The sequence below is a fragment of the Aliidiomarina halalkaliphila genome, assembly GCF_007096385.1.
Classification (GTDB): domain Bacteria; phylum Pseudomonadota; class Gammaproteobacteria; order Enterobacterales; family Alteromonadaceae; genus Aliidiomarina; species Aliidiomarina halalkaliphila.
On the sequence record NZ_VJWL01000001.1, the window covers coordinates 763,434 to 785,786 of the forward strand.

At 50.1% G+C, this 22,353-nt stretch carries 17 protein-coding genes; 2 read left to right on the forward strand and 15 right to left on the reverse strand.

The window, feature by feature from the left end; all coding sequences use genetic code 11:
- Window positions 1-28: 28 nt before the first annotated feature.
- The 11 genes from FM042_RS03555 to FM042_RS03600 form a co-directional block, all read right to left on the reverse strand.
- Window positions 29-1,024 carry a DUF3667 domain-containing protein gene (locus tag FM042_RS03555; protein ID WP_185960685.1) on the reverse strand — a complete coding sequence of 332 codons (996 nt, stop codon included), beginning with the start codon at window positions 1,022-1,024 and terminating at the stop codon, window positions 29-31.
- Window positions 1,025-1,165: 141 nt separating this feature from the next.
- The gene (locus FM042_RS03560; RefSeq protein ID WP_143234384.1) at window positions 1,166-2,818 is read right to left on the reverse strand and encodes an isovaleryl-CoA dehydrogenase; all 1,653 of its coding nucleotides are present in this window, start codon (window positions 2,816-2,818) and stop codon (window positions 1,166-1,168) included.
- Between the two features lie 36 nt (window positions 2,819-2,854).
- Window positions 2,855-2,986 (reverse strand): hypothetical protein, encoded by a 132-nt coding sequence (locus FM042_RS11960; RefSeq protein WP_269902485.1) that lies wholly within the window; start codon window positions 2,984-2,986, stop codon window positions 2,855-2,857.
- Window positions 2,987-3,089: 103 nt separating this feature from the next.
- Entirely contained in the window at window positions 3,090-4,898 is a 1,809-nt protein-coding gene (locus FM042_RS03565; RefSeq protein WP_143234386.1) for a putative bifunctional diguanylate cyclase/phosphodiesterase, read from the reverse strand.
- Window positions 4,899-5,147: 249 nt separating this feature from the next.
- Window positions 5,148-6,707, reverse strand: a complete 1,560-nt coding sequence (locus tag FM042_RS03570) for a phospholipase D family protein (RefSeq protein ID WP_232366351.1) — start codon at window positions 6,705-6,707, stop codon at window positions 5,148-5,150.
- A gap of 68 nt (window positions 6,708-6,775) precedes the next feature.
- The gene (locus FM042_RS03575) at window positions 6,776-9,448 is read right to left on the reverse strand and encodes a cation-translocating P-type ATPase (RefSeq protein WP_143234390.1); all 2,673 of its coding nucleotides are present in this window, start codon (window positions 9,446-9,448) and stop codon (window positions 6,776-6,778) included.
- A 17-nt stretch (window positions 9,449-9,465) separates the two neighbouring features.
- Complete coding sequence (locus FM042_RS03580) at window positions 9,466-10,821, reverse strand: MBL fold metallo-hydrolase RNA specificity domain-containing protein (RefSeq protein WP_143234392.1); 1,356 nt, start codon at window positions 10,819-10,821, stop codon at window positions 9,466-9,468.
- Between the two features lie 41 nt (window positions 10,822-10,862).
- Window positions 10,863-12,545, reverse strand: a complete 1,683-nt coding sequence (locus FM042_RS03585; protein WP_143234394.1) for an amino acid ABC transporter ATP-binding/permease protein — start codon at window positions 12,543-12,545, stop codon at window positions 10,863-10,865.
- Window positions 12,542-14,284, reverse strand: a complete 1,743-nt coding sequence (locus tag FM042_RS03590) for an ABC transporter ATP-binding protein/permease (RefSeq protein ID WP_143234396.1) — start codon at window positions 14,282-14,284, stop codon at window positions 12,542-12,544. The genes FM042_RS03585 and FM042_RS03590 overlap by 4 nt, the downstream gene beginning before the upstream one ends.
- Before the next feature lie 12 nt (window positions 14,285-14,296).
- Window positions 14,297-15,304: a cytochrome d ubiquinol oxidase subunit II gene (gene cydB / locus FM042_RS03595; RefSeq protein WP_143234398.1), complete on the reverse strand. Its 1,008-nt coding sequence runs from the start codon at window positions 15,302-15,304 to the stop codon at window positions 14,297-14,299.
- Window positions 15,301-16,704 carry a cytochrome ubiquinol oxidase subunit I gene (locus tag FM042_RS03600; protein ID WP_143234400.1) on the reverse strand — a complete coding sequence of 468 codons (1,404 nt, stop codon included), beginning with the start codon at window positions 16,702-16,704 and terminating at the stop codon, window positions 15,301-15,303. The genes cydB and FM042_RS03600 overlap by 4 nt, the downstream gene beginning before the upstream one ends.
- Before the next feature lie 308 nt (window positions 16,705-17,012).
- Here FM042_RS03600 and FM042_RS03605 point away from each other — a divergent pair, with 308 nt between their 5' ends.
- Together FM042_RS03605 and FM042_RS03610 are read left to right on the forward strand one after the other, a co-directional pair.
- A complete protein-coding gene (locus tag FM042_RS03605) occupies window positions 17,013-17,909 on the forward strand; it encodes an MBL fold metallo-hydrolase (protein WP_143235600.1) in 897 nt (298 codons plus the stop codon).
- Between the two features lie 86 nt (window positions 17,910-17,995).
- Entirely contained in the window at window positions 17,996-18,847 is an 852-nt protein-coding gene (locus FM042_RS03610) for a TlpA disulfide reductase family protein (RefSeq protein WP_143234402.1), read from the forward strand.
- A 4-nt stretch (window positions 18,848-18,851) separates the two neighbouring features.
- Here FM042_RS03610 and FM042_RS03615 read toward each other — a convergent pair whose 3' ends face one another.
- The 4 genes from FM042_RS03615 to FM042_RS03630 all read right to left on the reverse strand — a co-directional run bounded on the left by FM042_RS03615 (window position 18,852) and on the right by FM042_RS03630 (window position 22,347).
- A complete protein-coding gene (locus FM042_RS03615) occupies window positions 18,852-20,018 on the reverse strand; it encodes a vWA domain-containing protein (RefSeq protein WP_143234404.1) in 1,167 nt (388 codons plus the stop codon).
- Window positions 20,019-20,867: an AAA family ATPase gene (locus FM042_RS03620; RefSeq protein ID WP_143234406.1), complete on the reverse strand. Its 849-nt coding sequence runs from the start codon at window positions 20,865-20,867 to the stop codon at window positions 20,019-20,021.
- Between the two features lie 96 nt (window positions 20,868-20,963).
- The gene (locus tag FM042_RS03625) at window positions 20,964-21,164 is read right to left on the reverse strand and encodes a DUF3185 family protein (RefSeq protein ID WP_143234408.1); all 201 of its coding nucleotides are present in this window, start codon (window positions 21,162-21,164) and stop codon (window positions 20,964-20,966) included.
- A gap of 112 nt (window positions 21,165-21,276) precedes the next feature.
- Window positions 21,277-22,347 carry a patatin-like phospholipase domain-containing protein gene (locus tag FM042_RS03630; protein ID WP_143234410.1) on the reverse strand — a complete coding sequence of 357 codons (1,071 nt, stop codon included), beginning with the start codon at window positions 22,345-22,347 and terminating at the stop codon, window positions 21,277-21,279.
- Window positions 22,348-22,353: the final 6 nt, after the last annotated feature.

Consider the following 22,353-nt stretch of genomic DNA (forward strand, 5'->3'; position numbering starts at 1 on the left):
GTCATGCCCCAAAAAGGGGCACGTCAAACTAAGCCCGTAATACTGACAAAATAATCGTGGCGAACAACATCAGCGCAAGCACCACGAAATAGAGCAAGCTGGTTATCGTAAACTTAACAGTTGTCATGCCCCAGCCTTGCCGATAAAAACGTTTTTGGGTGAGGAATAAATAGATCGGGATCCACCACCATAACAGCGTATACACCCAACTCACGATGTTCGCCATCCAAATTGGTAATGCGAGCCCCATCACGCTATTCACACCCATAATCACCATAAGTGATAGCAAGATAAACGCATGGGTGTGCAACGCCAATACTAAGTGCTCCACATAGTAGCGACCGCTAAAGGCATACAGCAACTTCAGAACTAACGCGAATAGAGGCAACATCACGAGCATCAGTTGCGGAGCGAGCGAGAAGAAGCGATCCATAAACACACGCGGATGTTCTCGTAGGAACTGAAGTTTCGCGTTTAGAGTTTCGTTGTCGGCTTCACTCAAAAATCCGAAATTGAGATTAACGTCATTAAACTGAAATTCGCTCACCACGGCGGGCGCTTTTGCCTCAGTCTCGTCTGCAAAAATGACTTGACCTTGGCTGGCGAGCTGCGAATCTAATTGCTGAAATCCATTGCCAAGGCTGGAGAACAAAATAAAGGATATCAATGAAATAAAAATATACAAACGCAGGGGCGGCACATAGGCAATGCGCTTGCCGGTGACATATTGTTTAGAAAGAAATCCAGGGCGAATAAAAAGTGGAATTAATGTGCGCCAGAAACGTCCATCCCAGTTACCCATTTCCCCAAACAACTCGGTAATCAGGCGAAACACGTTACGAATATAGTTTTTATCTTCTTGCCCACATTGATGGCAAAAGGGTCCTTGTAGCTCAGCACCACAATTAGTGCAGTTCCCAGTCAGAGCGTTGCGCCCCTTGGCTTGCGGCGCTGCTTTGATAGGAGAATCTCCAGCGTTCGCATTTTCGGCAGCACTGTTATCGGAAGGCGTGGCAGCGGACATGGGCATGGCTCTTGTAGTTGTTATACAGCCATTTTAGCCGCAATTAACCATTGTGCAATTTGATTTTTTTGTTTCACTAGCACACTGAATGGCCTTCCTCATCTCACGATAAGGTGCAGCAGATCTGAAGGATCTACCCGTTTATATATGAGCTCTTGATCGCTCAACAATACTCGCGCAATCAACACCTTTCGGCATGCCCCCATAATTCCATGACGCATCCCCTAACCGACTCGCACAGAAACCATCGGCAACCGCATTCGGCGCATACTGAATCAGAAGACTTGCTTGCAGTGCGAGGGCTAGTCGATCCGCCAATTGCCGGGCTCGGTAGGGGAGCTCGTGGGTATCATTGAGCGCGACTTTCAGCTCCCGTACCATTTTATCCAGCTGCGCGTTCTCGCCAGCCGCCTTCTCCACTTCGGTAAAATATGCCTGTAACACCTCAGGTTGCTTCTCAAGAGCACGCAGGATATCGAGGCACTGTACATTGCCGCTACCTTCCCAAATGGCATTAATCGGTGCTTCCCGGTACAAGCGGGCCATAATATGAGTTTCCATCACTCCGGTGCCACCAATCACTTCCATCGCCTCATAGGCGTGATTAGGCGCGCGCTTACAAATCCAGTATTTGCCAATGGGAGTCGCTATACGAGCCAAGAGCTTCTCGTGTTCGTCGGTTTGTTGGTCCATGGCCCGAGCCATGCGCATCATAAACACCATCGCGGCTTCGCTTTCGAGAGCAAGATCCGCAAGCAGGTTTTGCATCAATGGTTGCTTCACCAAGGTCGCACCGAAAGCCTGGCGATGCTCACAATGATGGATCGCCTGCACTGTTGCCTGACGCATGCCTGCTGAGGAGCCAATCAAGCAATCGTAGCGCGTTGCCGCCACCATTTCGATAATAGTGCGCACGCCACGCCCTTCTTCACCCACCATCCATCCTAGAGCACCGCGCAGTTCAACCTCACTAGAGGCATTCGACACATTGCCCATTTTGTTCTTCAGCTGCTGTATTTGCATGGGATTCTTACTGCCATCTGGGCGCCAGCGAGGAACGAAAAAGCACGATAACCCCTGCTCCGTTTGTGCCAGCACCAGAAATGCATCGCTCATTGGTGCCGACACAAACCATTTATGGCCTAAAAGCTCATAAGCTTCGCCAGGGCCAGTTGCCCCCACGGGAAAAGCGCGCGTGGTATTTAGTCGCACATCGGAACCGCCCTGTTTCTCGGTCATTGCCATGCCAATGGTTAGCCCTTGCTTATCGTGCATGGGGCAATTTCTAGAATCGTAAGATCGAGCCAAGATGCGAGGGCCGTACTCTGCGAGAAGATTGGGCTGATGCCGCAAGGCCGGAATAGCGGCGAAGGTCATGGTAATGGGGCAACCATGCCCGGCTTCTACTTGTGTGTGTAAATAGTATTTCGCAGCGCGGGCGACATGTGCGCCAACCTGTGGCGCCGACCAAGGGCTGCTGTGAAGCCCTTGCTCGATCGAAGTTTGCATCAATTGGTGATAGGCCGGGTGGTATTCAACAAAATCAACCCGATTACCCACCCGATCATGGGTGCTTAAATTAGGTATATAGGCATTGGCTTGCATACCTAAGGCGATATACGCTGCGGAACCGCAAAGCGAACCGAAGGCCTGTACGTCTTGGCTTGCCCAACCGCCGCCCTCGCGCTCCAGCGCCTCTTTTAAGGCAACATCTGCTGCAAAGGCGTTATAATTCTCAAGTGGCGGGGGAACGTTCTCAACCTGGTGGGTATTTGCGTAGAACTTATCTGTCATACAGGCACCTCACGCGCCTTAAGGCCTTCTCTCAGTTTAGTCTTCTTTCTTAAAAGACTCCTGCCGTTGTTGCTCTTCTTTATTAAACCACCAAATTAAGTAACCCGCGATGGTGGCTATCACCGCAACAGGAATAAATACGAGAAGCAAAATTGGTCCAAAACCCATAACAACTGCCTTCCTAATCTATTTATCGTAAAGGATGAATGGATTCAGGGTGCCATAATTAATCGATAAAGAAAACGTTAGTCGGAGACAGGCGCATGGCGTGTTATGACAACCACGCCTGCTCAAATTCTCTCGCGGAAACCGGTTTACCGTACAAGTAACCTTGAACGCTGTGGCATCCGAGATTGCGCAATAGTTCCGCTTGTTCTTCAGTTTCTACGCCCTCGGCCACCACATTCATTTTGAGATTTTTTGCCATCGCAATGATGGTCGAAACGATCGACATATTGTGCTTATCTGTGGTAATGGCGCTTACGAACGACCGATCGATTTTCAATGCACTAAGCGGGAAGCGGCTCAAGTAACTCAATGAGGAAAAGCCGGTGCCAAAGTCGTCAATGGAAATACTGTAACCGCGCTCACGCAAACGCGCGAGCAGCTTCATCGCCTGCTCCGGATAGCGCATCATAATACTTTCAGTAATTTCGATGCCCAAACGTTCTGTGGGAATATCCTTGGTGCTATTGAGGAAGTAATCCACTAAATAAGGGCTATCAAACTGTTGTGCCGATACGTTTATCGACAATACGCCAGTAAAGCGATCTTTATCTTTGTTCCATTCTCGGAGTTGTGCGCTAGCGTTGCGCACCACCCAATCTCCGAGTTCACGAATCAGTCCGCGCTCTTCGGCAAGCGCAATAAACTCAACTGGGCTGACCTGCCCCCATACTTCGTCGTCCCAACGGCACAAGGCTTCAGCGCCAATAAGCTCGCCAGTGTATAAATCAAACTGCGGTTGATAGTATAGCGCCAATCCTTCGTTGCGAATGGCCTGCCCTAACCGTTCAATTTTGGATTGTTTTTGTTGCAGGAACTCCCCCATAGACGCGTCGTATATGCGGCTACGGGTTGATACCCGTTTTGCGTGCTCAAGGGCAATACTTGCGTGTTGGAACAGTGTGCCGCCTGATTCTGATTCGCCCGGATATTGAGCCGCACCAACATTGACTTCAACGAACACACTAAGCTTGCTGTTTACCTTGATCGGTTCATGAAATGCAGACTTCACCCGTTCAATGGCTAGTGGCAAATCACTGCCGCCTAAACCGGGCATTAAAATACCGAATTCATCGCTTCCATAGCGCGCTAGGTATTCACCATTTTCAATAAACCCTTTTAAACGCTTTGCGGTCAATGCCAGTACAGCATCGCCCACTTCGTGGCCATGAAGATCGTTAATCTCTTTAAAACGGCGCAAATCCAGTACCAGTAGGCTCAATGGCTCATCACTGCGCATGGATTCATAAAGTTCATTGTTCAACTTTTCGGTAAATGCTGCCCGATTAGGTAGCCCAGTGACCACATCTTGATAGGCAAGCTGACTTATTTGCCCCAAGGACGCTTGCCGTTGCATTTCCACGCCAATTTGCGCCCCACACATGCGCAGTACATCTCGCGCTATGCTTTCATTTTCGAGGGTTTGAGAATGCATAATACAAATTAAACCGAGCTTCTTACCACTTCTGTTCATGATGGCATAGCCCATATAGGAGTCGACCCCGAGATCGCTGAGCATGGTATCGGAGGGAAATTGGGCCGCCACGCCCTCACTAAAATAACAGGTATCTTGTCCGCGCACCCGTTCGCACGGCGTACCTGCTAAAACATAATGTGGGGCTTGTTGATGGCCTCGTGGTGTGTAAAAACTCACGGGAACGCTGACCTGACGAAAATCTTCGATACGCGCGCACAGCACATAATCAACACCTAGGATAGTCGCAATACACTGAGTTAAGCGATCAAAAAAGTTGTCATCGCCAACAAAGGTAAATATATCCGCCAGTTGACGAAAGACATCACCTGCTTGTAACCCCGATGAGGTTGGAAGCTCTGGATTCATACGATCTGTCATATCCTCAAAAATCGAGCGGATTGACTCTTTTATTTGACTCAGCGTAACAAGCCGTGAAGAGCACGCACTCGAACTCACTATATCGCTCTAATAAGGTAGCAGTAATATACTGAATAGCAGATGAGGGTTTCCCCTCATTTTTTAATGATTTGTGTCTATTTTTTGCATTTTTTGCATTAAATTACCGACATTTGCACAAAGATGATTAGTTTTTCGCCGATTCAGTTAAGCCGCCGAATACAACTGTGATTACAACAACCAATCGATGGGTAACCATGATAAGACTCGCACAGAGGCGCGTTTAAACAGCGTGGTGTTCGGATCAACATCGTGACGAATCACTTCGCCAGGGTTTCGCTCCAGCCAATAAATTCGTCCAGACGACGATAACTTGAGCTCATAGGTCATGTACGGCATACGTTCAGAAAACGTATCGTCGATGCGTTGCGCCAAGCGCTCACTTTCAATCACAAAGCCAAGTTCGGTATTGAGTGCCACAGACCGGGGATCAAAGTTAAACGACCCCACAAATACCCGTTCACCGTCGATGGCGAAGGTTTTCGCGTGCAAACTTGCCGCGCCACTACCAAAGCGTGCCAGGCGTTCATCCGACTCCGGCTCGCCATTCGTGGGGAGTCGTCGCATTTCAAAGATACGGATACCCGCTTCAAGCAACGGCTTACGCCATTTGGCGTAACCTGCATGCACAATGGCCACATCAGTAGCCGCTAGCGAATTAGTGAGGATGGTAATTTCCACGCCTCGCTCTGCGTATTCAATGAGCGCTTCAGTTCCTGCCCGCGTCGGCACAAAGTAAGGAGAGACCAACTCAAAGTAATGTTCAGGTTCGCCAATCACTTTACGCAATTGATGGGTAATCAACTGACCACCATGGGCATGGCCGAGTCCCTTACCCGGATCGTCGCTCACCATAATGGTATTGGCCCACTCAAATGGCATGCTACCATCGAGCAGCGCTTGCATGTGTGAGGTGTCCATCACCGAATTCAGGTATTCATACACTTCTTCTTGCGACGACATCATGGCAGCAATCGATTGCGGCGCATAACGTTCCCGCTTTGCACTCACGTCTGCCACAAAATCGAGAGGATAGGCTGACTGACTTGCCCAAAAATGATCAAAGTCTAACGAGACTTCTTGCACCACAGGCCCAATGGCAAGCACATCCAAATCAGCGAAGAGCAAGCCATCACCAGTACCAAAATAACCATCGCCAATATTCCGCCCACCTACAATAGTGGCCTGATTGTCAGCCGTAAACGACTTGTTGTGCATGCGCCGGTTAGCCCGATCAAAATCGGTAATAAAGCCCCAAATGCGAGAGTTCCGCTGCATAAATGGATTAAACAAACGAACTTCTATATTCGGGTGAGCGTGCAGATGAAAAAGCACACCTTCCAGTGGACGGCTGTTAAGATCGTCGAGTAAAAATCGAACCCTTACGCCACGGTCGGCGGCGTCCAACAATGCAGACAGCATTAGGCGCCCGGTTTTATCGTTGCGCCAGATATAATATTGAACATCTAATGTTTTTTCAGCACGCTCGGCTAAAAGTAAGCGAGCGGCAAAGGCATCCCAGGCATCATCGAGGGGATAAATGCCCGATTTACCGGGATGTAAATCGACTTGAGGGCGAAATGTATCGCCTAATTGCGTTTGACGGGCGTCTTGAAGATGCAGTGCAGTACTTTCACTGCGTCCTTCCAGTGAGGGCAATGACGCGCAACCGGAAAGCCAAAGTAAAATCAGAGCAAGAGATGCAAACGGACCAATTTTGAGCAAACGCACGCAATGAGTTCCTTTCATCAATCTTAATGACGGATGCGGATTCTAACAAAGTTTCCCAAAGTTTGCCCTTAAACTTGGTTTTTGTGTAAGCGCTGTTGTGTAAAAAAGCGCCGCAGTAACTTCTCGCCTTCTAGAACCACGAACAACACGATTCCTATTCCCGCACAAATAAAGCCATGAGTAATGGATAACGATGCCGTATTAAACCAGGCTTGCATCGGTGCCGCGTAGGTAAAAATAAGCTGCAATACAAACACTAGCGATACCGCAATTAACACCGGACGCGTTCCTTGAATGCCTTCTTTAAAGAATGAGCCGCGACGCAAATAACGCACACTAAATAGATACCAAACTTCCATGGCGACTAGCGTATTGACCGCCATAGTGCGGGCATACGCTTCGCCTAAACCTTGTGCCAGAGCCCATTGGAATACTGCAAAGATCCCAGTGGTAAATAGCAATGACACAAAAAGAATGCGCCACAACAAAAAGCGCGACAGCAAGGGCTCTGACGATAACCGTGGCGGTCGCCGCATGATATCGCGCTCACTGGCCTCAAAAGCCAAGGCTAAAGCGAGCACAATCGAACTCACCATATTCACCCAGAGAATTTGCAGGGGCAGTATGGGTAGAGTTAACGCAAATATGAGGGCAATCATAATTGCCAAGGATTCGCCGCCGTTTACCGGTAGCAAAAAGCTAATGGCTTTTTTCAGATTATCGTAAACCGTGCGCCCTTCCTTGACTGCCGCGACTATCGAGGCAAAGTTATCATCAGTGAGCACCATTTCACTGGCCTCACGGGCGGCATCTGTACCGCCCTTGCCCATAGCAATGCCAATATCTGCACGTTTTAGCGCTGGTGCATCGTTCACTCCATCACCGGTCATGGCCACCACTTTATTGTGGCTTTGTAGTGCGCTCACCAAACGTAATTTATGCTCGGGTGTGGTGCGTGCATAAATAGCCACGTTTTGAACGCTGGCAGCGAGCTCCTCATCACTAAGTTGTTCAAGCTCTGCCCCGGTTAGTACGTTTTCAGCACCAATAATTCCTAACGCTTTACCAATGGCGGAAGCGGTCGCCGCGTGATCACCGGTAATCATCTGCACGGTAATCCCCGCGCGCTGACAATCAGCCACGGCTTTAATGGCTTCTTCTCGCGGTGGGTCTATCAGTCCGGTAATACCAAGAAACGTCAGCCCGGCGCTCAAGCTCTCGTGATTCAGCGTTTCGTTATCTTGAACCGCTTTATAAGCAAAGCCTAACACCCGCTGACCTTCTGCGGCGACGGCATCAATGTATGACGTCCATGTTGCCTGATCCGCCCCACACAGTTGTAGTAACCGTTCCGGCGCACCTTTCACGAGCACATAGCTTTGGCCATCCGGGCCACGATGTTGCGTCGCCATATATTTATGGCGCGAATCAAAAGGCAAGGTTTCGGCGCGAACAAGCTCGTTTGCTTCAGTACGAATCCCTTGATCGGCTTTTTCTGCCAACACCAACAAAGCACCTTCCATGGGATCGCCAAGCACGATGCGCTCGTCGCCCTGTGCTTTGATTTCCGAGTCGTTACACAACAGTGCAACTTTCAAAAGCCAGGAGAGATCGGTATCGTTCGCACCGTTTGGATGAATTTCACCATGCGCGGCATAGCCGACGCCTTCTACTTGATACAATGCGTTGGCGGTGCGCACTTGCGCCACCATCATCTCGTTGCGGGTTAAGGTGCCGGTTTTATCAGAGCAAATCACCGACACCGCACCTAATGTTTCTACCGCAGGCAAGCGCCGAATAATGGCGTGTCGTGATGCCATGCGCATCACTCCCATGGCCAGCGCTACCGTGAGAATTGTAGGCAGTCCTTCAGGGATCGCCGCCACCACCAAGCTCACCACTGCCATAAACAGATAAGTGAGCTCATAGCCACGCCACCAACCCAACACAAATAAGATCGCGCCTAGGGCTAAGATCACATAGGTCAGATAGCGGGCGAAAATCGCCATTTGCCGCAACAGTGGGGTTTCTATAGTCACCACTTGCTTGAGCATTTGATTAATGCGCCCGAGCTCCGTGTGAGCGCCAGTCGCTGTAACCACACCCCGTCCCTGTCCATGAGTTACTAGCGTGCCTGCGTACAACATACACTTACGTTCCGCCAGCGGCGTGGCCTCGTCGAGGGCATCCGTGTGCTTTGATATCGGCACAGATTCACCGGTGAGAGCCGCTTCTTGCGCTTGCAAGGAAGCATTTTCAAGCAAACGAATATCGGCAGGAATTTTCTGACCCGCTTCAAGTAAAACAATATCGCCGGGTACTAATGCTTGCGCAGGAATGGTGGTGCGCTTGCCGTGACGAATAACGTGTGCTTCTGGACTCAACATATTTTGAATCGCCTGCAATGCCCGCTCCGCTTTGCCCTCTTGAACAAAGCCAATCACTGCATTCACAACAACCACTGCAAGAATAACAGCCATATCAAGCCATTCTGTTAGCAGCGCCGCTAACCCTGCGGCCACCAACAGCACATAGATCAACACATTATGAAATTGCCGCAGTAGTCGCTGCCACCAAGGCGCAATGGATTTTTCCGGTAGGCTATTCAGACCATATTGAGCCTGTCGTTTGGCAACGTCGCTGTCGGACAATCCTTGTTTTACATCCACCCCAAGGGTGTCGAGCACTTGCGATGTCGATTGGGCGTAACTGCACGGCTGCTCGAGTGGCTGCTGATCCATGGTGTTATCCCTGCTTTCTATATGCGTAAAATGCTCATGTAATCAGGAATATCTACATCATAAGGTGTAAACTCCGAGAGATAATCACGAAACTTCTCTAATGCCTCGGGTTCACCGTGAACTAACTGAATCTTGGTGCTTGCTGGCATCTTCGATACCTCGAGCCACTCCTTCAGTTCCATAAAGTCTGCATGTCCTGACATACCTTCAAGGTTGCGCACTTGAGCTCGCACCGGTAACCATTCGCCATGCAGCTTAATATGTTCAACCCCTTGCAGCATTTTCGCGCCGCGGGTGCCCCCCGCCTGATAGCCTGCAAATAACACCGTGCAGCGATGATCCCCTAACCAGTTCTTAAAGTGATGTAAAATACGCCCACCAGTTGCCATACCGCTGCCTGCAATAATAATGTGCGGGCCTTGTTGGTTGGCAATGGCTTTGGATTCATCCACGGAGTGGGTGTAGTTCACCACTTGTTCAATACGATTGCATTGGTCCGCATTTAAGCGGTGGTGTTCATGGTGAGTTCGGTAAATTTCAGATACAGAAATAGCCATGGGGCTATCGAGAAACACGGGGATGCGAGGTACTTGTTTGCTGTCCATGAGCGACACAATCATGTGCTGCAACAGTTGTGCCCGCCCTACCGCAAAGCTTGGAATTAACAAAACGCCACCTGCCTTTGCCGTTTCATTGATAACCTTGGCCAACTCTGCTTCAAGATCGGTATCGTCGTGGCGGCGATCGCCATACGTAGACTCAAGCAACAACACATCCACATGCGGCATAGGTTTCGGTGGCTTCATAAGCAGATCGTTATCACGGCCAACATCGCCGGAGAAACCGATCCGCTTGCCCTCAGCTTCCACCACCACACTGGCTGCGCCGAGAATATGACCTACCGGCGTTAGCGTAATTTTGATGTCACCAATACTAAACGTTTGATTAAACTCAACGGGCCGAAATAATTTACAGGATTGCACCGCCATATCCGCAGTGTACAAAGGCTCGGGATTTTCATGTTTACTCAGTTTATGGCGTTCCAGATATTTGGCATCTTCTTCTTGAATTTTGCCACTATCGGGCCAAAGTATCCGGCACAGTTCGGTTGTGGCTTGATGGGCATACACTGGCTTACGAAAGCCGTGCTTGTAGAGTACCGGAACAAAGCCCGAGTGATCGAGGTGGGCATGGGTTAACACAATGCCATCAACCTCATCAATGCCTAGCGGTAACGGCTGCCAATTGCGCTTGCGCAACCATTTGTAGCCTTGAAATAAACCACAATCCACCAAAATCCGAGTGGTGTCTGTTTCCACTAAGTATTTGGAACCTGTTACTGTTTCGGTACCGCCGAGAAAGACAACGCGCATCCGTTTTACTCCTGTAAACCCGAAAATCAATCTTTAGTATCTTAGCTTAGCTTGGTTTCAATACTTTCCGCTTTGCCCTGGATCAAAGTGTAGTAAGCATCCGCTGGAGGTAAAGCCTTTTCCCCATGGGCCACCATAAAACAAGTTCTATTAGCCAACCATTCTTCTAAGCGTGCACGCAACAAGTTCTGCTGTTGCTCATCTAATCCCGTAAAGGGTTCATCTAACATCACAAACTCTGGGTCTTGTAGATATAAACGAGCCAGTTGTAAGCGTCGCGCCTGGCCACCGGAAAGACGGTAACCACCTGCACCGGCAAGGGTTTGCAGCTGATCCGGCATCTGTTGCACGGTTTCCGCTAAATCCGCAAACGCCAAGGCCTGCCACAATTCCTCATTTGAGGAATCTGGCTTCACAATTCTAAGGTTCTCGGCAATGCTGCCGGCTAATACACGGGACTCTTGTTCAACCACACCAAGATTCGATTTCCAGTGCGTAGCCGATTGCCCCATAACAACCTGACCGCGATCCCAACCCTGTAAGCCGAGCATCATACTGATCAACAAGCTCTTACCGTGGCCTGAGGGAGCCAACAGCGCCACTTTTTCGCCTCGTGCCACCGTAAGAGTTAAGTCGGCAAAAATCGCTTTGCCGCGCAACTTCAGATCGATGTGTTGCCAGATAAAGGCCGCAGAAAGTTCGGGCGCGTAATTCACCATCGGTTCGTTACCCGTTGGCGTACAAATCTGATTAAGTTCGTCTGCGGCTTGCACTACGCCGCCCCAATGCCCATTCTGTTCTGGGAGGTTTTGCAGTAGTTCGCCATAAGCAAGCGCCGCAAATACGAGCAAGGCGATGTGTGGAACACTGGTTTGCTCATCCACTAGCAACAACGCCCCCATGCCCAGTAACAGCATTACAGCAGCGCCAGACCACAGGGCGACCCAGCTGGTAAGCATGCGTTGCCGACGCAAACGTTCGGCCTGTGCCGATGTGAGGGCATTGCCAGCGGCGAGCAGTTGCTGTTGCCGCAATTGCGCACTTCCTGCCGCACTGAGTTCCGCCAATCCTTCGAAATACTGTTGCCCATGCTCACGCAGCACACCATAGTGGTACTGTTCCAAGCGACCATTGGTACGCGAAAAATAGCGCGCACCACCAATGCCACCAAGGAGCGCCATACCGTAACAGAGCAAAATACTTATGCTGATAAATAGATGTTGATACAGCAAAGACACTGCACCGATGACCACAAGCAGCAACAGCGTGGCGACCACGCTGGGTGCCTTAATGCGTAAAAACAACGCATCCAGTGCCGACAAATCTTGGGTTAAACGCTGCGTCAGATCAGAGGTGCGCAATTGACTGACAAATCGAGACGGCTGACGCACCATATGTGCAAATACCTGCACCCGCCATTGTTGCTGTAGTCGAAGTACCGTGTTGTGATTAAGCAACCGCTCGCCGTAACGCCCAACCGTGCGAGTTAATGCGAGTACGCGAATCGCTGCCCCCGCAATATAGATATCAAAATATACCCATACGCCAGTCGCCAACAGGGCCCCAGTAATACCCGCCCCGACAATAAACCATCCCGAAATCGCGAGTAATGCAATTCCCGAAAGGCCCGTCACTAAAATCAACAATATCCCGGGTAAGATATAACGGCGATGGGCCCCTATCTCTTTTAGCCAGGGTGCTAGAATTTGCAGGTCACGGTTCATGACTGCATCTCCGTGATCCCCATAGCAAGGCAGTGCGTGGCCATCTCCCGCAGTTGCCCTTTTCCGTGCTCATGAGCAGCAATCACGATGGTTTGCCCCTGTTTATGATGGCTATGAATTCGTTTAAGCACGCGGTCTGCAGTGGCAGCATCCAGCCCCGCAAGGGGTTCATCTAGCACCAACATAAAATCAGAGATAGGAGCCAATAGGCACCGCGCCAGTGCAATTCGTTTTGCCTCGCCACCGGAGATATTACGCCCCTGCTCGACCACCTCTACCTCAGCAAATCCGGTTAAGCCGACATCATCTAACACTGCATCAATATCAGCGTCACTGGCATTCGCATTGGCAGTGGCATAAAAGAGCTTTAAGTTGTCTGCCACAGTGCCCGCAAAAAGCCACGGATGTTGTCGTTGCAACGCGATTTTGCCGGGAAGCGGTGCAAAAATTGTGCTGCCATGAACATCTGTTGCCACGTCTCCATGAGTTAGCAATCGCAACAGGGTTGATTTACCCACCCCCGATGGTCCTGTGACAAGCATCAAATCACCGCGGCATAGCCGAAACGCGGGAATATCAATGGCAGGCTCATTGGGGTGATAGCGGTACGTGCCACCTGGGTAGTTCAATAACCAAGGTTCAGGCCCCGCAGCACGAGCGGTGTTATCGCTCAGCACCGGCCCCGCAATGTCGCTTGGTGCGCTTCCAGTAGGCTGCGCTGCTAGCAATTGCGATGCCGCACCTAAGGCCGCAGCGCGGTCGTGATAATACTGAGCAAAACTACGTAGCGGCTGAAAAAATTCAGGGGCCAGCATCAAAATCAGCAAACCGGAGAATAAGCTCAGATGTTGCGATGGGCCCCAATCGATATAGCCTAATAGTGAGAACCCGATATAGATGGCCAAGGCGGCAATGGCCACTGCTGCAAAAAACTCCAGTACCGCAGACGATAAAAAAGCGACACGCAAGGTGCGCATATTGATCCGTCGGTATTCATCAGCGGCCTTGGCTATATGGGCGGTGGCGGCGGATTCGCGACCACTGGTGTAGAGCAAGCTCAAATTGCGCAAACGATCGATAAACAGTGCAGACAATCGCTGTAAGGTTTCCATATGTTGTTGGTTGAGCCGTTCTGCTCCCATGCCAACTAACGCCATAAATACAGGAATCAGAGGCGCTGATACCAGCAAAAAGAGTCCCGCAACCCAATCGAGGGAAAATACGATGATAAGAATGACCGCCGGCACCATCACCGCCTGGCTACGCTGAGGTAGATAGCGCGCGATATAGCCAAATAGAGACTCCACGGGTTCCAGCAATACGCCCGCTTGTTCCGGAGCCTGCTTACCGGCTTGCTGCACTAAGCTTGCACGCCAGTGCTCCGTTAACTCAGCCCGCGCCTGCTGGCACGCCCGTTGTCCGGCTCGCGCCGCGAAATGATCCGCAAGATGCTGGAATACCACCCGCACTACTAAGGCCGCGCCAGCGATAGCAAGTGCTGCAAAAACAAGGTTGCCGGAGTTGCTATTGAACACGCTCACCAAGGGCTGCTCATGCAAAGAGTCCGCATCCCCGAGGATTGGATGGAGTAGCGCACTCAGAAAATAAGCAATGGCGACCAACTGAACAAGCAAGCTTAGGCTCGCCATAAAGGCACATAGCTGTACTACAAGCAACAAGCGGCCCGTGGCCGCTTGTATGTGTTTTAAATAGATGTGTTCGCGCTTGAATTCACTCAAAACTAACGCCTATTAATGATAACCCACATCAGCTTTCACCTTGCCACGGAATACCCAGTAGGTCCATGCGGTGTACACCAGCACAATCGGAATCACAAAAAGTAGCCCTAATAGCAAGAACAGCTGTGATTCATGCGCTGAGGCTGCATCCCATAAGGTATAGTTTGGCGGCACCACGTAAGGGAATTTACTCGCAATGAGCCCTAAATAAGTAAAGATAAACATCCCCATGGTGGCCACAAAAGGCGATCCATCCCGACGTTGATGTACCGAACGCATCAACCAAAACGCACACAAGAGCGCCAGCAGGGGGAGTAGCCAAATATAGCTCATTCCTGAGAACCAACGATCAGCCACAAAGGGATCGATAAATGGCGTCCATACACTGACAAATGCAAATACGACGAGCACGGCAATGAGCAGCCAGGGCGTGATGCGGTAGGCCCAGGCCTGAATATCACCCTCTGATTTTAGGATCAGCCAAGTAGAACCCAGCAATGCATAACCCGCGACGAGTCCTAAACCGGTAAGCACGGTAAAGGGCGTAAGCCAATCAAAAGCACCGCCGATATATACAAAGTCAGCCACGGCGAAGCCTTGAATATAAGCACCCACCACGGCGCCTTGGGCAAAAGCCGCCAGGGTTGAACCGATAGCAAACGACCAATTCCATAGGTAGCGCGAACTTTTGGCTTTAAAGCGAAATTCAAATGCCACCCCGCGAAAGATTAAGCCCGCAAGCATGAGAAATACGCCAATATAAAGTGCCGGTAAAAATACCGCGTACACCAAAGGAAAGGCAGCAAGCAGGCCGGTACCACCAAGAATCAGCCAAGTTTCATTGCCATCCCACACCGGTGCCACAGAATTCATCATGACATCCCGCGCATCTTCGGACGGGGCAAAAGGAAACAAAATTCCCTGGCCTAAATCGAAGCCATCCATCAGCACATACATAATCACGCCAAAGGCGATAATCACGGCCCAGATAATGGTTAAATCAAATACGGGTTCGATCATGACGTGTGCTCCTCATCCCAATTTGCATCGGCAGCGGATAGCGGCCGTTTTGCCCGTTGATGTGAATGACTTTCGCGAAGATCGTTCTCAGACATCACGCCGCTGGCAATCACGCGCAACAAGTAGTAAATCCCCGCAGCAAATACCAGTGCATACACCACGATATAACCAATCAGGGTAAACAACGCCATCCCGCCGGTAAGCGATGGTGTAATGCCCTCACTGTGGGTCATGACTTCATAAATCAACCACGGTGCCCGCCCCACTTCGGTCACAAACCAACCGGCAAGCACCGCGATAAAGGGCGAAAATGCCATCCACTTTAAGCCGTTAAGGAACCATGGGGTACGAGCGTACGCACCGTTTCTGCGCAGCACCAAGCCAGCGATCGCAAAAAACAGCATGATCACGCCAATTCCTACCATGATGCGGAACGCGAAGAACACGATCGCTACCGGCGGTTGCATCTCCCGAGGGATTTCATTTAACCCGGGCACTTCGCCCTCGAAATCATGGGTTAACACCAAACTCGCTAATCCAGGAATGGCGACTTCAAAGCGGTTGCGTTGATTTTCTTGATCAGGGATGGCGAACAGCACTAAAGGCGCATTGGTTTTGGTCTCCCAGGCCCCTTCCATTGCCGCCACTTTCATCGGCTGATGTTCAAATGAGTTCACACCATGCTCATGGCCCACATAAATTTGGGCAGGCACCGCAATCAAAATCAGCCAGAGCGACATAGATAGTGCTTTTTTGTGTACGTCAGTGTCTTTCTTGCGCAGGATATACCACGCACTCACACCGCAAACCACAAAGGCACCGGTTAGAAAGGACGCAAGTGCCATGTGGAAGAAGCGTACCCATAAACTTGGATTAAAAATGGCTTCGGTCCAACTGGTCACATAAATCAGACCGTTTTGCATTTCCACACCTGCCGGTGTGTGCATCCAGCTATTGGCAGATAAAATCCAGAACGATGAAATAAAGGTGCCCAACGCCACCATTACTGCAGACAAGAAGTGAATGCCTTGAGGAACTTTATTGCGCCCAAACAACAACACTCCAAGAAACGCCGCTTCGAGGAAAAACGCAGTAATAACTTCATAGCTCAACACCGGCCCTAAGAAATTTGCCGTAGTATAGGAAAACACACTCCAGTTGGTACCAAACTGAAAGGCCATCACAATCCCCGATACCACACCCATACCGAACACCACGGCAAAGACTTGTATCCAAAAACGTGAAAGCCGTTCCCAAACCGGGTTGCCGGTTTTCAGTGACAGCCCTTCAAGGAGTGCGATATATGAGGCCAGGCCAATGGTAAATACAGGGAAGATAGCGTGAAAGGAAACAACGAATGCAAATTGAATTCGCGAGAGTAAGACCGGATCGAGTTCCATTAAAACACTCCTTGATGCACACGTGTGGTGATGGATAACAGCATACCCCTTTTGAGGTACCTATTCTTGCGTTAGATCAAATACCTGCCGAGCTATGCATGCACGACTTTCATCATAGCGCATCCGAAAATGTATTGCCTTGTCAAATATTAGGTTTTTATAATACAAATTCTATGGGGTGCTGATACAAATACTTATCCTTTTTAGGTAACGTAGTGCATTCTGCAAGGAAACATTCTGCGATAATACATTCTGCAATGGTATATCCTGCAAAAACTAACCGTATGGAGAACAATGTGGACGAAGCGATGCGCGAGCAAATAACAGCGATTGAGTTTGAATCCTTTTGCGTGCAGCCATTCTTAGATAACGACAGCGAAACCTTTTCCTACGTGGTGTATGAACGTCATGGCAATGCAGCCGTGATTATTGACTCCGTGCTGGATTTTGATGCCGCCTCGGGCCACACCCGCACGGCTGGTGCCGATCGTATCCTTCGTTTTATTCGCGAACATGACTTGGACGTGGCCCATATCCTCGAAACTCACGCCCATGCTGATCACCTTTCAGCCGCTCCTTATTTACAGAAACATACGGGTGCCCCTATTGGTATCGGCGCTTACATTCGTGATGTGCAGGCCATATTCAAAGACGTATTTAATTTCGAGAAAGAATTTCTACCGAACGGGGCCCAGTTCGATACCTTGTTGCAGGAAGGTGAGTATATTCGAGCCGGTGGGTTGCAATTTGAGGTCATTCACTGCCCTGGGCACACCCCAGCCGATTGTGCCTACCTACTCAATGGCTCTGCGCTATTCGTTGGCGATACGCTATTTATGCCCGATGTGGGCACGGCGCGCTGTGACTTTCCGGGCGGTTCGAGCAACACCTTATATCACTCGATTCGTAAATTACTCAGTTACCCGGAAGATACCTCGCTATTTGTATGCCATGACTATCCCCCTGAAACCCGCGAACATGCGTGCTGTACCACGGTCGCCGAGCAGCGCGCGAGCAACATTCATATCAACGATAACGTAAGCGAAGCGGAGTTTGTCGCCATGCGTGATAAGCGCGACGCAACCTTGGCGATGCCGCGCCTTATTATCCCAGCGGTGCAAGTGAATATTCGCGCGGGGCACTTCCCTCCAGCGGAAGATAATGGCGTAACCTATCTCAAAATTCCGATAAACCATTTGCGCTAAACACATGAAGTTTACGTATAGTTTCGGCATACTGCGTACAACGTTACTGTTTGCCCTGTGTTTTTTAAACCGGAGTTCGCCTGTTTATGATGTCTGTCACCTTTGGTCCTTTTGCCTTCGCCACGGTTCATTTGATCTTTTTTATTGCCCTCGTTGTGGCCTTTGGGCTCGCTTGGATACTCGGACGTAAATACAAAGTAAACGCCACGGACAGTGTGTTTCGTATTCTTGCGGTGGGCCTCTTATTTGCGCGCATTAGCTTTGTCATTCGTTACTTTAGCGACTACGCAAGCAGCCCGTGGCAGATTTTGAATGTACGCGATGGCGGTTTTGATCTGTGGGCGGGGGTTATTGCCGGAGTGGCGCTCGCTGGCTACGAAATTTTTAAGCAGCGGGCTTTATTTAAGCCGGTCGCGGTTTCTTGCCTGGTCGCCGCCCTTGCTTGGACCAGTATGCATGGGTTTTACAATCACAAGTACGGCAATGAACTCTTCATTCCAGAAGTGCGGGTAAGCACCTTAGACGATCGCCCGGTGTTTTTGCATCGCGCATTTCGTGGGCAGCCTGTGGTGATGAACCTATGGGCCACATGGTGTCCGCCCTGTGTACGGGAAATGCCGTTACTCGAGGATGCGCAGACCCGCTACCCAGATGTCGCTATTGTGACTGTAAACCAAGGTGAGGATGCACAGTTGGTGCGCGAGTTTATGTTGGCCCAAGGGTTAGATATTACCCATACTCTGCTGGATCCCAATAGTCAGCTTGGCACCCATATCCAATCTTTCGCCTTACCTACCACCCTGTTTTTTGACGCCAACGGTATGCTCATTGATACCCATGTAGGGGAATTCTCGGCCGCCCGCTTGAATCAAGCGATTCGCAGCATTCGCCGCAGCAGCCCAGTAGACGCAAGTGAATCGCTGCAGGATGGCGAATAAGCGGCTACAACGCCTCAATCGCGTCGGTAATGCCATGCACGGTTAAGGGGTACATGCGCCCTTGCATAATGCCCCGAATCATCTCAATGGAATGGTAATAGGGCCAGCGCTGATGTGGCTGGGGGTTTAACCACACGGCCTTTGGAAAATGTCCCAAAAGTCGCTCCATCCATACCTGCCCAGGCTCTTCATTCCAATGCTCGACACTGCCTCCGGGATAGGCAATTTCATAAGGGCCCATGGTGGCATCGCCCACCAGAATTAACTTATAGTCGCTAGCATAGGTGTGCAGCAGATCATGAATCGACAACTGCTCTTGCTGCCGGCGCTGATTGGTTTTCCACACGCCTTCATACACACAGTTGTGAAAATAGAAAAACTCCAGATGTTTAAACTCCGAGCGCACAGCGGCAAAGAGCTGTTGGCACTCGTAGATGTAATCATCCATAGAGCCCCCCACATCGAACAAAATCAATACTTTCACTGCATTGTGACGCTCTGGCTGGTAACGCAGATCAAGTAAGCCGCCCTGGCGACTGGTGGCGCGAATAGTTTCGGCCAAGTCGAGCTCTGTGGCTGCGCCCGTGCGCGCAAACCGGCGTAGCTTGCGTAAGGCTAATTTGATATTACGGTTATTCAGCTCTTCATCGGTATCGAGATCTTTAAACTCGCGCTTATCCCACACTTTCACCGCACGCCGGGCGTTACTGCCGTCCTGACCGATACGAATCCCCTCAGGATGATACCCATAAGCTCCAAAAGGCGAGGTACCGCCGGTGCCAATCCACTTATTACCGCCCGCATGGCGTTTTTGTTGCTCGGCTAAACGCTCACGGAACTGGTCTAACAGTGCCTCTAACCCGCCTAAGCTTTGCAGCTTAGCTTTCTCTTCCTCACTGAGTTGACGTTGTAAGCTACGCTCCAGCCATTCTTCAGGAATACTTGCGGCAATGTCGACTTCACTCACGCCTTCAAAATAATCAGCAAACGCCCTATCGAAGCGATCATAATGGGTTTCATCCTTGACCAGTGTTAACCGCGCCAAATTGTAAAAACCTTCGATGTCGGCAAACACCACCTGCGACTCGAGAGCCTTGAGCAAGTCGAGTAATTCGGTGATGCTGGCAGGTACCCCGTAATGGCGCACTTTTAAGAAAAACTGAATGAGCATTTAACGCCCCTGACGACGAGCCATAAAGGCGAGCTTCTCAACCAGCTCCACGTCTTGTTCGTTCTTTAGTAGTGCACCAAACATGGGCATCAAGCCGCCGTGGCTATGTTGTTCTTGCAGATCTGCAGGGGTTATCGACTCCGCCAAAAGCAGTTTCAGCCAATCCAATAATTCAGAGGTCGATGGCTTTTTCTTAAGGTTGGGTACATCCCGCAGCTCAAAGAACACTTCCAACGCTTGGCTTAATAGGTCTTTGCGAATCGTCGGAAAGTGAACCCGCACGATGTCCGCGAGCGTGTCTTCATCAGGGAAGCGAATATAGTGAAAGAAGCAACGACGCAAAAAGGCATCGGGGAGTTCTTTTTCGTTATTCGAGGTAATAATCACAATCGGACGTTGCTTGGCGCTGATCTGCTCACCGGTTTCATACACATGAAACTCCATTTGATCGAGCTCATGCAGTAAATCATTGGGGAACTCGATGTCGGCTTTATCGATTTCATCGATCAATAGCACCGGGCGCTTCTCAGCGGTAAATGCCTGCCATAATTTACCAGGCTTAATGTAATGGCTGATATCGTGCACTTTATCACTGCCCAGTTGGCTATCTCGCAAGCGTGATACCGCATCGTATTCATACAAACCCTGTTGGGCCTTCGTAGTGGACTTAATATGCCAACGCAGCAACTCAGTGTCTAAACTTGCGGCCAATTCTTCTGCCAAACGGGTTTTACCGGTCCCAGGCTCCCCTTTGATTAACAGAGGCTTCTCCAAGGTTACGGCAGCATTTACTGCCAGCGCCAATTCAGATGAAACAATATAGCGCTCGGTGCTGGTAAAACGGGTCATGGCCACTCCTTAAACAAGCAATAAAAAACGAAGGCCATGATAACAAAATCATGGCCTTCGCCGTAGGTGTTACCAGAAATTAGTGGGAGGCGCGCACTATTTTTTACCTAAAAACACACCACCGATCCCCACGACTACAAGAATGGCACCAATGATAAGGAACCACATGGCATTATCGGTAGGCTGGCCGGTAAATGCTTCGCTAACTTCCGAGGCGACCGACTGTTTTTCCTGCCAGCCGAAATACAACACGATAACGCCTGCGACTAAAATGGCCAGTGACACAATCTTGTTCATTGTCGTTTTCTCCTTGTAAGTGTCAAAGTGACACTCCTAAGCCTAGACAAGGTTGTGCAAATGTCCAATTATGCGCGATTTTTTCCTGAATTTTTGCAAAGGAGACAAGGACCTAGTCCTTCCACTCGGTTACTGCATCGCGGATTTTTCCGCTGCTAATCAGTTCGGCTAGTTCATCGGCCATACGATAGCCAGCATCCACAGCCTGTTGCCAAAATTTCTGCCGCGTAGGTACATCCATATTGGCAAAATCATGGCGATCCGGAATTTTCTGATAGGGCAACGCATCGATAAACTTTTGCGTCGGCATCAGCGCCAATACATTAGGCCACTGTTGACCCGACATTCGGCGTTTTAAATGCTTATCAAACCATCCTGGAATCACTTCGCGTTGGAAATGCGGGTAAAGTACTAAACCAGATTGCTCATCAAATGGCAGATTGAAATGGTAGTCGGTTACGCCGCCATCACGATACACTCCCGGCGGCGCTCCAGGAATATCGCGGACACCAGCAAGCACCATAGGAATGGATCCTGTCGCCAGCAAAGCATGACGGAAATTTTCTTGGGTCAGAGCCACGTGGCGCGTAGGAAGATCGTGCCAATCGTGCCCTAACGGTGGTGTTGCTTTTGGATGATGAAACACAACACGCTCAAAGCTATGGCGCAGCGTTTTCCGCGATACTGCATTAAGGGCTGCGGCTCTAATCAACGACATTCCTTGCAATACACGGTTGTCGGACGCGCCAATTCCACGGCTGCGCACCACAATCATATGGTGTAAAAAGCGATCTTGAGACAAGATCTCGGCAATGGCGTCATCGGTCACGTATTCGTTGAGTAGATCGATGGCTTTATCAGTGATTTCGCGCACGTCCGGCTTTTCACTATACACAGTAGCGCGATACAGCTTACAGAATAATGCACTGGCGTCGGCGGCATCGGAACGACCCAAACTAGCAAATCGCCAGGCTCCCGCAGAGGTCCCAAGTAGCTCCATAGGTTGTTGACGTTTGGAAAAAAATTCGCCAAACAGATAATTATCCAAACCTTGAAGGATAAACCACTTCGGCCCCCCGGACGCACCCAGCAACAAGCTAATATCGTCGGGCTGCAAACCGTGCTCTTGAATCTGTGCAAGGGCATGACTGCCAGCACGAAGATCGATCCATTGGGTCGTCATCTTATT